The organism is Roseibium aggregatum IAM 12614 (assembly GCF_000168975.1).
Classification (GTDB): domain Bacteria; phylum Pseudomonadota; class Alphaproteobacteria; order Rhizobiales; family Stappiaceae; genus Roseibium; species Roseibium aggregatum.
The window spans coordinates 85387-96917 of record NZ_AAUW01000020.1; the positions used below are offsets into that span (position 1 = coordinate 85387).

An 11531-nucleotide genomic window follows, 5' to 3' on the forward strand; every position below is an offset into this window, starting at 1 on the left:
GGAACGCAAAGCCAAAGGAGACATCATGAACCGGTACATTCTTGCCCTGACAGCCGCCATTGCGTGCACAGCTCCGGTCCAGGCCCAAGTCCAGGCCCAGACAACGCAGCATCATGACCATACAGCCATGCAGCATGCCGCGCCCGGCGCTGGACTGTCATCCGCAACGGCGGTGCCGCGTGAGCCGGGGCAATCCGCCTTCGCGGCGATTCAGGAAATCGTGACTATCCTGGAGTCAGACCCGGAAACCGACTGGTCCAGGGTCGATATCGAAGCCCTGCGCAACCATCTTGCAGATATGGACAACGTCACCCTGCGGGCAGATGTGCAAACCACGCCGGTTGAAGGCGGCTATCGTTTCACCGTGACGGGGGAAGGCAAAGTTACCAGCTCGATTAGACGCATGCTGAACGCTCATGCGGCCACCATGAACGGCACCCGAGGTTTCAGTTACGAAGTGGCGGAAACGCCGGGCGGTTCTATTCTCACCGTTACTGCCAGCGAGCCCTCGGACCTGCAGATGCTCTCGGGTCTCGGGTTTATCGGGGTGATGACGCTGGGTGCGCATCATCAGGAACACCATCTCGCGCTGGCCTCCGGACAATCGCCCCATCATTGATCTTCGACGTGATTTCCGTATCGATATCAATGGCCATTGACGGCAACAGATTGCGCAGTCTCGTCAGGGCGGCCTCAACCGGCATGTGGTCGGAAATGGTGGTCAGCCCTGTCCGGTGAGCGTCGCCAGAACCGACCTGCAGCAAGGTTGCGACGATCGTCGCGGCGGTGAGGTCGGCCTGGTCGCCTGCCGTCAGGCGGCTCGTTCCGACCCGGCTGCCGTCCGATGAAAAGCCTTCAACGGCGAGCCGCGTTCTTGCTCCGCCCAGTGCGGGTAGAGCCAAGGTAACCCTTGTCCAGGCGCCTGCATGGCGGGCGAGAGAAGGACCGAGGCCAAGTCGCAGAAGCCCACCGACAAGCCTGGTCACCAGCGGTGGATCGACGGCAAGAAAAGTTCGTACGCCGGTTTTGGTGCCAGACGTTGCGATGCCCTGGTCCGGGAAACCTATCCCGACCGCGAGTTGCGGCTTTCCGGACCTCCCGAACAGGAACGTCCGTTGCAGACTGCCAGGCAATATACTGTTCGTTCGGTCGGGTCCGGAGGGACAATACGGCGTGCCGAGCGCGTGGAAGAACCATTCGGTTGCGGCGCGGCCATAGTGGCGCCCCATGCCCAATTCAATTCCGACATCAACCAGGGTCGCGCCTGTTCTTGCTGCCAGATCGGCCGCCAGAAGCGTGCTGAGCCCCGGCGCCGTGCCGACGCACAGAATTCCTGTTCCGGGGCCTTCAACCGCCGATATTTCCCTCTCAAGAGCCGAAACATAATCGGGAGACGCGGATGTATCGATGAACACTCCGCCCTTCCGGACAACCGCGGCAGAAAGAGCGGGAGGAGTTGTTTCCGTCAGGTTCACGACCGCCGCACCATCGGGGATTTCTTTCCGGGCGTCTTCCGCTCCGAGGTCGATTTTCAGATGCCTGACCCGATCGGTCTCCGTCCCCCCTGTTCGCGAGACCAGAAAAATCCGGCAATCCGTGTGCTCGCTCAGCAGTTTGACGACCCGGCGGCCGACGTCACCGGTGCCACCCAGCAAGACAATTGACGAAAACTTCATGCGATAACCCGAAAATGGCTGCCGGTGTTGCGATCAGGGGCATTCAGCTCAGTGCGAGTGCTTTTCCTGCGCGTCCGGCGGATTGAAATGCAGAAAGGCCTTCACGAACACGAAGACCACGGCGATACCCACAACGGCGTAGACGACAATCGCCGGGTCCTGCTGCCACTTGAGCAGTGCAAAGGCAGTGAGAACGACAGCGTCGAGACCGATTGCCGTGAGCAGGACCCATCCTCTGGCGCCGATATCGGAGCGCAGATGCCTGAACACGCCCCAATGAATGATGATGTCCATCACGAGATAGAAGAATGCCCCCAGCGAGGCGATCTGGCTAAGATCGAAGAAGACGGCCAGCAAGCCGGCGAAAACGACCGTGTAGACCAGCGTGTGGTCCCGGATCACGCCTGGCATTCCAAAATGGCTGTGCGGGATCAGCTTCATCTCGGTCAGCATCGCAAGCATCCGAGAGACCGCAAACATGCTGGCGATCAGGCCGGAACTGGTTGCGACAAGCGCAAGCGCCACGGTCAGATAAAAGCCGACCGACCCGAGCGCCGGCTTGGCCGCTTCCGCCAGTGCATAGTCCTTGGCCTGGATGATTTTCTCCAGCGGCAAACTGGACCCGACGGCAAAGGCAACCAGCAGGTAGACCAGGATGCAGACGATGATCGCCGCGATGATCGCCCTGCCGACATTGTGGTGCGGATCGGTAATTTCCGCGCCACTGTTGGTGATTGTCGTGAAGCCCTTGAACGCGAGAATTGACAAGGCGGTTGCGGCAATGAAGCCCGTCAGTCCTGACTGGTCCGCGCCGCCACCCGTCGCTTCGAAAGAAAAGCCACCGGCCCATAAGGCGGCAAATCCGAACAATGCAATGCCGCCCACCTTCAGGGCCGCCATGATGGTGGAAAACAGGCCTATCGACTTGTTTCCCGAAATGTTGATCAGGAAAGCGAACAGGATCACCCCGACGCTGATGGCCGGAAGTAGCCAGCCCGAGGGAGACATGTCCAGGCCGCGCAGGAGGTAACTTGCAAAGGTCCGTGCGACGAGGCTTTCGTTGATGACCATTGAAAGCGCCATCAGCAGCGCTGCCCCCGCCGTCACTGTTGTCGGACCGTAGGCTTTTTTCAGGATCATGCCGATGCCGCCCGCCGACGGATAGGCATTCGACATCTTGATATAGGTATAGGCGCTGAAGGCGGTGACGACCGCACCGGACAGGAAGACAAAGGGGAAGAGAGGACCGGCCAGTTCGGCGATCTGACCTGTGAGGGCGAGAATACCCGCGCCAATCATGACACCGGTGCCCATGGCAACCGCATCAAAGAGTGTCAGGCTGTTTTTCTCATAGTCTGATGACAAGGCCCGTCTCCGTCAAAACAAGGTCCCGGATGTGCCGATTGGCCAATCCGGGACGACATGTACCCTTCAGCGTGTTTGCTGAAGCAGTTCGGAGCTGTAGCCCGCCTCCTTGAGAACGCCCGCAATTTCATCTGCAGACCGGGTGCTTGTTACGGTCACTGTCCTGTTCTCCATGTCGAACTCGACCTGGGCAGTGCCATCCGCTTGCTCAATGGACTTGCCGATAGTCGCCTTGCAGTGACCACAGCTCATATCTGGAACGCTGAACTTCATGATTGGCTCCATGGTTGGTTGATTTCCCGCTTGTCGCACTTCCAGCGACTGGAGGGTCAAGAAGAAAAAGTTCGGAAAAAATTGGCTCTGGTTCTTGACCTTCCAGTGACTGGAAACCTCATTTGAGAGACATCGATCAATTCATGCCGGAGTTGGACCCATGTCTGGGCAACAGAAAATCTCCTTGTCGGTTCAGGGAATGTCATGCGCATCCTGTGTGGGGCGCGTCGAGCGCGGCCTCGCGTCTGTCGAGGGGCTCGAAGAGGTCGGCGTGAACCTGGCAACTGAAAGTGCGCAATTTACTGCCGCCCCCGACAAGATTGCGGCGGCCGTCGCCAAGCTGGACGATCTCGGCTATCCGGCGCGAACGCAAACAGTCACGCTGACCATCCAGTCCATGTCCTGTGCTTCCTGCGTCGGACGCGTCGACAAGGCGCTGCAGGCCGTTCCCGGCGTCATCAGCACCAGCGTCAACCTTGCGGCCGAGACGGCAACGGTCGTCTTTGCGGAAGGCACTACGACCGTTCAGGATGTGATCAAGGCCAGCACCGATGCCGGCTATCCGGCAAGCCTGGCAGACGCGGGCACGTCACAGGACCGCAGTGAACGCAAGGCCGAAGAAGCACGGGAACTGGCGCGCAAGATGGCACTCGCCGCCGCCTTCGCCCTGCCCGTTTTCCTGATCGAAATGGGCGGGCATCTGATCCCCGCCTTTCATCATCTGATCGCAGTGACAATCGGTCAGCAGGCGAGCTGGATTCTGCAGTTCGTGCTGACAAGCATCGTGCTTTTCGGTCCGGGCCGGTCCTTCTACCAGAAGGGCATTCCGGCCCTTTTGAAAGGCGCACCCGACATGAACAGTCTGGTGGCTGTGGGAACCGGGGCCGCCTATCTCTATTCGGTGGTTGCCACGTTCCTGCCGGAACTGGTTCCCGCCGAAGTTCGCGCAGTCTATTTCGAGGCTGCGGCCGTGATTGTCGTTCTGATCCTGCTCGGGCGCTTCCTTGAAGCGAGAGCAAAGGGGCGCACCGGCGCGGCCATCCAGAGCCTGCTGGGCCTGCAGGTCAAGTCGGCCCGCGTGCTGCGGAATGACGAGATTGTAGAAGTGCCCATCGAAACGCTGGCCATAGGTGACATCGTCGTCGTGCGCCCCGGAGAGCGGCTCGCGGTTGACGGCGAAGTGGTCGAGGGCTTCTCTCACGTCGATGAAAGCATGATCACCGGTGAGCCTGTGCCTGTCGCGAAGACGGCCGGCAGCGCGGTGACCGGCGGCACGGTGAACGGCACCGGCGGACTTCAGTTCAAGGCCACGCGTGTCGGCGCCGACACGACGCTGTCGCAGATCATCCGCATGGTCGAAGAAGCTCAGGGCGCCAAGCTGCCAATTCAGGGGCTGGTGGACCGCATCACGCTGTGGTTTGTTCCCGCCGTCATGGCCGTTGCCCTGGCGACAGTCCTGGTGTGGCTGATCTTCGGCCCGGACCCGGCGCTGACACTTGCTCTGGTGGCCGGTGTGTCGGTGCTCATCATTGCATGTCCGTGTGCCATGGGTCTTGCGACGCCCACCTCCATCATGGTGGGCACAGGCCGGGCTGCGGAAATGGGCGTTCTGTTCCGCAAGGGCGACGCGCTCCAGCAACTTTCCGACGTGGACATTGTTGCCCTGGACAAGACGGGCACCGTGACGGAAGGCCGTCCGGAACTGACCGACCTGGTTCTGGCCGACGGTTTCGAACGTGCATTCGTGCTGTCGCGCATTGCTGCCGTCGAGGCCCGCTCGGAACATCCGGTTGCCGAGGCGATTGTGCGGGCAGCAGGCAAGGAAGGCGTGGAGAGGTTCGCGATCAGTGACTTCAACTCCATCACCGGCCATGGCGTCTCCGCTGTCGTGGACGGTCAACGGGTGCTTGTCGGTGCTGATCGCTTGATGGCGCGCGAAGGTATTGCGACCGGTGCCCTTTCCGACGAGGAGACCAGGCTGGCGAGACGCGGCCGCACGGCGCTCTATGCTGCCATTGACGGCAGGCTTGTCGCTGTTGTCGGAGTTGCCGACCCAGTCAAATCCTCGAGCCGGGCCGCAATTGCAGCTCTTCATGAGCTGGGGTTGAAGGTTGCGATGATTACCGGCGACAAGCGGGAAACCGCTGAAGCGATTGCCGCGGAAACCGGGATCGACACCATCATCGCGGGCGTCTTGCCCGACGGCAAGGTCGACGCCCTGACGGACCTCAAAGGCAACGGCAGCCGCATTGCCTTCGTCGGAGATGGCATCAACGACGCCCCAGCCCTCGCCCATGCCGATGTCGGCATCGCGATCGGCACCGGTACGGACGTGGCCATTGAATCGGCGGACGTCGTCTTGATGTCAGGCGATCTGAGGGGCGTCGTGAATGCTTACGAAGTCTCCCGCAGGACCATGCGCAACATCAGGGAAAACCTGTTCTGGGCGTTTGCCTACAACACGGCCTTGATCCCCGTGGCAGCGGGGGTGCTCTACCCCGCCTTCGGCGTATTGTTGTCTCCCGTTCTGGCGGCCGGTGCCATGGCTTTGTCATCGGTGTTCGTGCTGACGAATGCGCTGCGGCTTCGCCGGATATCGCCGGTGATGGATGAAGCAAGAACCAGAATCGCTGCCGCCCCAAGTACAACGGCGGTGGCTGCCGAATAGGAGGTTGCTCCTGTCAGCCATGGCCATTTGCGTCATCAAGGGAACCTGCCTCATCAGCCCGCTAAGACCGGACATTTTTTACAGGGCGCTTCAGGATCGCCGCCGTTGTTCGGCTTGTCTTCGTGGCGGCAAGGACATTTGTTCTTGCCGCCATAGCGCTTAAAGGTGTGCTTTAGCCATATCACGGCTCAAGAAGGGTTGACCGAGGCGCGACTTCACCGGATTGTGAAAGTTGTTCAGGTTCGACACAGGCAAACAGGAGCCGACAGGTCTTTGCTGATACGGCAGCAGTCTTTCTTTTGGACGACTTTGAAAATGGTCCTCGTGGCAGCATTCGTCGCTGCCGGTGGATCGTTCAGCCATTCGTTTGCCGAAACGGCCCATGAACATTCGCATCAAACCGCCAGCGGCGGCGGTCATGCCCACGACCATGCCTCGAGCCAAGCCGACCATCAGGTGGCGGATCATGAGACGGTGCATTGCGGCGCCTATCTCCTGGCGCTGACCTATGATGAGCATCTGAGCCTCCCGGACCTCGTTGACGAAAGTATCGGCGAAGCTGCGATATCCACCGTATCCCGTGCCTGGAAGGTCGAGCCACCACCTCCACGACGGGCTCCTTTATCCGTTTGAAATCGCTTGGGGCGGTGTGTCCGCCACGCAATCTGGATACAGGAATTTATCAATGAAATTTACGGTTATGTCCGTTACCGGCGCTCTGCTGCTTGCAGGCGTGGCTGGTGCTTACGCCCATGGAGGGGCGTCTGGTATCGTCAAGGAACGCATGGAAGCAATGGAGGAAATGGGCGACGTGATGAAATCGCTGACTGCCATCATGCGTGGAGACAAGGACTATGATGCGGATGCGGTGCGTGCAGGCGCCGCCGTGATCAAGTCCCATTCCGGTGAAGCCTTGACCAAGCAGTTCCCCGAACACAGCCTTGAAGGCCCGTCCGAGGCAAAGCCGGAAATCTGGACCGACTGGGAGGAATTTGAAGCGCTCGCGAAACAGTTGGACATTTTTGCCACCGGGCTTGGCGCGGCAGCCGGCAATGGACTTGCACATGGCAAGGGCGGCGCCGGCATGATGGGTCAGACGGGCATGATGGGGCAGGACACCATGATGGGTGGAAATTCCATGATGTCCCAGGGCGGGATGATGGGCTCCGGAGGAATGATGGGTTCGGGCGGCATGATGGGGAACGCGGGCCACATGGCCGATCCGGACATGCTTGCCCAGATGCCTGCGGACGGGCTCTTCAACATGGTCGCGCAGACCTGTTCAGCCTGTCACTCCCAATTCAGGGTCGAGAAAAACTGAGCGATGCGCCTTTGGCTCGTTGTTGCGATTGCTGCTCCCGCGTTGGCGGGTGCGGCGGTCGCCATGCTTTACCTCTGGCCTGTCGATAAACCGGAACCGATCGAAACCCTGGCTGGCGATCCGGGGCGGGGTGCCTATCTTGCCAGAATGTCGGGATGCATCGCCTGCCATACTGACACGGAAGGTGGCGGGAAACCTCTGGCTGGCGGGGTCAAGTTACCGACAGACTTCGGCACGTTCTATTCGCCCAATCTGACGACCGATCCGGATCACGGCATCGGAAACTGGAGCTTGCAAGATTTCGCAACGGCGGTGCGCCACGGTATTTCGCCGGACGGGGAGCCCTACTATCCGTCCTTTCCCTACCCGTTTTATGGCTCCCTGAGCGATCAGGATGTCGCGGACCTGTGGGCAGCCTTCAAGACGGTTCCTCCTGTTGCCGAGGCTTCGATACCGCACGAAATGTCGCCGCCCTTCAATCTCAGAATGGGCCTGAAACTCTGGCGCGGTCTGTTTCACCATCCAAACGCCTTCGTCCCGGACCCGGAACGCGGCGAACTCTGGAACCGGGGCAATTTCATTGTTCAGGGCCCTGCCCACTGCGGAGCCTGCCACACACCCAGAAATTTTCTGGGTGCCCGACAGGCGGAAATGGCCTTGCATGGCGCCGGCAAACTGCCTGACGGCGGCAAGTCTCCGCCAATCACGAGCGATGCTTTGAAGAAGCAGGGCTGGACGGTAAGCTCACTGCAATATGCATTGAAAACCGGGATTATGCCGGATGGGGATGTCTTCGGCGGCTCCATGGGTGAGGTCGTGCGCGACGGCACGGCTTTCCTGTCCGAAGAAGACCGGGAGGCAATTGCAACCTATCTGATGGACACGGACGGCTGACCACGTTCAGCTTGCACAAGACCAATCGAAGGAAAGAAATCATGACGAGGCGCATCCGGTTCGGCGCCCTTGCCGCAGTGTTGGCGATTGTCATTGGCAGTGCGGTTTTCTTCCTTGCAAAACCCGGCGCCGAAAAAGACATCGTCCGGCTTCAGCCGGACGCAGCGGAGCTCGTTCGTTTGGGAGCTGACATTTACATGCAGAATTGCGCATCTTGCCACGGAGACGACCTGAAAGGAGAGCCGGACTGGATGGACGCCAATCCGGACGGCACCCTGAAGGCCCCGCCGCATGATGAAACCGGACATACCTGGCATCATCAGGATGAACTGCTGTTCCGCATTACAAAGCACGGAACTGCCAAGGCTCTCGGCCTTCAGGATTTCAAATCGAACATGCCGGCGTTCGACGGCGCGCTGACAGACACCGAAATCATCGCCGTCCTGTCCTGGATCAAGGCACAGTGGCCGCAGGAGGTTCGCGCAAGACATGACCTCATCAATGCGCAGGGAGGGGCTCCATCGTCTTGAAGGCTGGGGGTTTTCGCCATACGGGTATGCGTGCGATCCGGGTGTTGCTCAGGTTTGATCGTACGCTGTGGTGTATCTGAACGGCTGGAGAAATAAGTGTTTTCGGTTCTTGCCAATCAAACCTACCGCCATCTTTTTTCCGCGCAGGTCATCGCGTTGTTCGGCACGGGTCTGATGACGGTTGGCCTGGCACTGCTCGCCTTCGATCTTGCGGGCGATGAGGCTGGAGCCGTGCTGGGAACGGCCCTTGCGATCAAGATGATCGTCTATGTTGGCATCAGCCCGATTGCCGCCGCTTATGCCGGCCGTTTTCCGCGACGGATGTTTCTCGTCACTCTGGATATCGTCCGGTCTCTGACCGCGATAGCCCTGCCCTTCGTTGACGCCATCTGGCAGATCTACGTTCTGATTGCCCTGTTGCAAACCGCGTCCGCAGCCTTCACCCCTGCCTTCCAGGCCAGCATTCCCGATATCCTTCCGGACGAAAAAGACTACACAAACGCCTTGTCGCTCTCGCGCATGGCGTACGATCTTGAAAATCTGCTCAGCCCGATGATTGCCGCCGTCCTGGTGGGACTTGTCGGCTTCCACTGGTTGTTTGGCGGCACCGTTGCCGGGTTTCTGATATCGGCCGCCTTGATCCTGACCGTTCGGCTCGTCTCGCCGCGGGCTGACGAAGAGGAGCCCGCCTTCCGCAGAACCGTCAAGGGCCTGCAGATCTATCTGAAGACACCACGCCTCAGGGGCTTGCTGGCCCTCAATCTCGCGGTTGCAGCGTCTGGAGCCATGGTGATCGTCAACGGTGTCGTCATCGTGAAATCCTATCTTGGTTTCAACGACACCGACCTGGCCTTGTCGATGGCCGCTTACGGCGGGGGCTCCATGGTCGTCGCCCTGACGCTGCCAAAGCTTCTTGCAAGTCGCTCCGAGCGCACCGTGATGCTTGCCGGCGGTGCATTGCTTCCCGTTTCATTGCTGATATTCGCCGGCCTGTTGAGCGTCTTGCCCGGAACCCTCGTGTGGCCGACCCTGCTGCTCATCTGGTTTGCCATGGGGGCAGGTATGTCGGCGGTCCTTGTGCCCTCCGGAAGGCTGCTGAAAAACTCTGCCCATCCGCAAGACCGACCATTGGTGTTCGCGGCGCAGTTTGCTCTTTCGCACGGCTGCTGGCTGATTGCCTATCCGCTTGCCGGCTGGCTTGGTGCAAACACCTCGCTGTCTGCAACAATGGTCGCGCTTGCTGGTTTGGCTGTACTTGGCTGGGCTGCAGCGGCCGGGTTTTGGCCTGCAGAGGATCAAAGTGTTCTCGACCATACCCACCCAGATCTGCCCGCCAACCATCCGCATCTGGCAAAAGCGCACGGAAAACGTCACGCACATGCTTTTGTGATCGACAGCCTTCACCACACATGGCCGGACCGGCCGCCATGATGGATTTTCTCATTTCCTGGCAACGCTGGATCTATGGCGGTGTGCGGGCTTCCCTGCTGGAATTCAGCCAGTCGGGAGATCTCTGGCTGCTCGCAGGCATGATGGCGACCGGAGTGCTGTTCGGCGCCATCCACGCTCTGACACCCGGACACGGCAAGACGATCCTGGCAAGCTACGTTGCCGGAGCCAGAAGCAGCTTTGCCCGCGCGTTCACGGTATCGGCACTGCTGGCGGCTACACATGTCCTCACCGCCGTTCTGATCGCCTTCTTTGCCTCTCAGCTCGTGGAAAGATCCTTTGTCGGCGGTGGACGGGCCCCTGCCCTTGAAATGATCAGCCGGGTCACGCTGATCGGGATCGGTGCCTGGCTCTTCGTCCGGGCCATTCGTGCGAAGCCCGGCAGGAAGCGGGCGGAAGGCTTCTGGGTGGCCCTTACGGCCGGTCTCGTACCATGCCCTCTGACCTTGTTTGTCGTCGTGGCCGCCTTGTCTCAAGGCGAGCCTGGTGCGGGCCTGGTATTTGCGGCGTCGATGCTCGTCGGCATCACCCTCACGCTCAGCGCCGTTGCAGGGCTGACGGTTGCCGGCCAGCGACTGTTTCTCGATGTCGCTCTCAGGAACGGTGCGACCATCAGCGTGGTTTCCCGGGTCCTCGATGCGGCAGCCGGATGTCTCATCATGCTCTTTGCCGGCCTCCAGTTGCTTGGCTAGATGCTGGTCTCTGGGAAACCGTTTCAATCCCTCAGGTCCTTACGAAAATTTGATTGGGTGTCCGGCATATTCACTTCTGTTTTCGCACGCACCAGCGTATGCACGATGAAGGTTGTCTTGTGAGCCGACGACCTGCCGGAGCGCCGGTAGTTTCCCGATTATGGACCAACAACGGGCAATTTGTTCACCGTTGTTCGAAGGCGACCTGAAGAGTACCTATCAAGCACTTGTATTTGTGCTGGACTGGATTATATCGCGCATCATGACCCGACCCGTGCATCACATCAGCAGACTGGCCGCGACGTTCCTGTTCGCGATTGCCTTGCTGTTTGCGGGCTTTGCACCGGCTCACCAGGCAATGAAGGCTCCCGGCGAACATGTCGCGGCCAATGCCTACATGCCGTGTGAAACGATGATGGGTCATGCACCGGCAATGATGGCCGATGAAATGCCGGACAACGGCCAGACGAATTTCGATCTGTGCTGCGGCGGTGCCTTATGCGCAGCCGATACGATCCGCGACGGCCAGGACATCACTCTGGGCGTGCCCCAGACCCTTGCCTTCGCGCAGATGCCGCCCGATGCCCTGCACGTGTCGGATAATGCCCTTCCCGAACGACCTCCCCGCCTCCTCTGAAAACATCGTTCCTCTGCGGACTTCCG

The 11531-nt window shown here is 60.0% G+C and carries 12 protein-coding genes; 8 read left to right on the forward strand and 4 right to left on the reverse strand.

The genetic code is table 11. From position 1 onward, the window contains the following. Positions 1 to 25: 25 nt before the first annotated feature. Positions 26 to 619, forward strand: a complete 594-nt coding sequence (locus tag SIAM614_RS30795) for a hypothetical protein (RefSeq protein WP_157140040.1) — start codon at positions 26 to 28, stop codon at positions 617 to 619. Here the strand turns inward: SIAM614_RS30795 and SIAM614_RS32155 are convergent. From SIAM614_RS32155 to SIAM614_RS23745, 3 genes are all read right to left on the reverse strand, one after another. Then, positions 540 to 1676, reverse strand: coding sequence for a hypothetical protein (locus SIAM614_RS32155; RefSeq protein WP_157140041.1), 1137 nt, complete (start codon positions 1674 to 1676; stop codon positions 540 to 542). The genes SIAM614_RS30795 and SIAM614_RS32155 overlap by 80 nt on opposite strands. Positions 1677 to 1724: 48 nt before the next feature. Further along, positions 1725 to 3041, reverse strand: coding sequence for an APC family permease (locus tag SIAM614_RS23740; protein WP_006938491.1), 1317 nt, complete (start codon positions 3039 to 3041; stop codon positions 1725 to 1727). Positions 3042 to 3107: 66 nt separating this feature from the next. Further along, positions 3108 to 3314, reverse strand: coding sequence for a heavy-metal-associated domain-containing protein (locus tag SIAM614_RS23745; protein WP_040440994.1), 207 nt, complete (start codon positions 3312 to 3314; stop codon positions 3108 to 3110). A 160-nt stretch (positions 3315 to 3474) separates the two neighbouring features. On the opposite strand from SIAM614_RS23745, the gene SIAM614_RS23750 reads away from it, so the two are divergent. After that, positions 3475 to 5982 carry a heavy metal translocating P-type ATPase gene (locus tag SIAM614_RS23750; RefSeq protein WP_006938493.1) on the forward strand — a complete coding sequence of 836 codons (2508 nt, stop codon included), beginning with the start codon at positions 3475 to 3477 and terminating at the stop codon, positions 5980 to 5982. Between the two features lie 159 nt (positions 5983 to 6141). Here SIAM614_RS23750 and SIAM614_RS32160 read toward each other — a convergent pair whose 3' ends face one another. Beyond that, entirely contained in the window at positions 6142 to 6501 is a 360-nt protein-coding gene (locus SIAM614_RS32160) for a hypothetical protein (RefSeq protein ID WP_157140042.1), read from the reverse strand. Between the two features lie 166 nt (positions 6502 to 6667). On the opposite strand from SIAM614_RS32160, the gene SIAM614_RS23760 reads away from it, so the two are divergent. From SIAM614_RS23760 to SIAM614_RS23785, 6 genes are all read left to right on the forward strand, one after another. Next, the gene (locus tag SIAM614_RS23760; RefSeq protein WP_040440972.1) at positions 6668 to 7303 is read left to right on the forward strand and encodes a c-type cytochrome; all 636 of its coding nucleotides are present in this window, start codon (positions 6668 to 6670) and stop codon (positions 7301 to 7303) included. Positions 7304 to 7306: 3 nt separating this feature from the next. Continuing rightward, the gene (locus SIAM614_RS23765) at positions 7307 to 8197 is read left to right on the forward strand and encodes a c-type cytochrome (RefSeq protein WP_006938496.1); all 891 of its coding nucleotides are present in this window, start codon (positions 7307 to 7309) and stop codon (positions 8195 to 8197) included. Positions 8198 to 8238: 41 nt separating this feature from the next. Continuing rightward, positions 8239 to 8727 carry a c-type cytochrome gene (locus tag SIAM614_RS23770; RefSeq protein WP_006938497.1) on the forward strand — a complete coding sequence of 163 codons (489 nt, stop codon included), beginning with the start codon at positions 8239 to 8241 and terminating at the stop codon, positions 8725 to 8727. Between the two features lie 96 nt (positions 8728 to 8823). Then, the gene (locus tag SIAM614_RS23775; protein ID WP_006938498.1) at positions 8824 to 10158 is read left to right on the forward strand and encodes an MFS transporter; all 1335 of its coding nucleotides are present in this window, start codon (positions 8824 to 8826) and stop codon (positions 10156 to 10158) included. Next, positions 10155 to 10868 (forward strand): HoxN/HupN/NixA family nickel/cobalt transporter, encoded by a 714-nt coding sequence (locus SIAM614_RS23780; protein ID WP_040440995.1) that lies wholly within the window; start codon positions 10155 to 10157, stop codon positions 10866 to 10868. The genes SIAM614_RS23775 and SIAM614_RS23780 overlap by 4 nt, the downstream gene beginning before the upstream one ends. 262 nt (positions 10869 to 11130) lie before the next feature. Further along, on the forward strand, positions 11131 to 11505 hold the full coding sequence (locus SIAM614_RS23785) for a hypothetical protein (protein WP_157140043.1): 375 nt from the start codon (positions 11131 to 11133) through the stop codon (positions 11503 to 11505). Positions 11506 to 11531 lie beyond the last annotated feature (26 nt).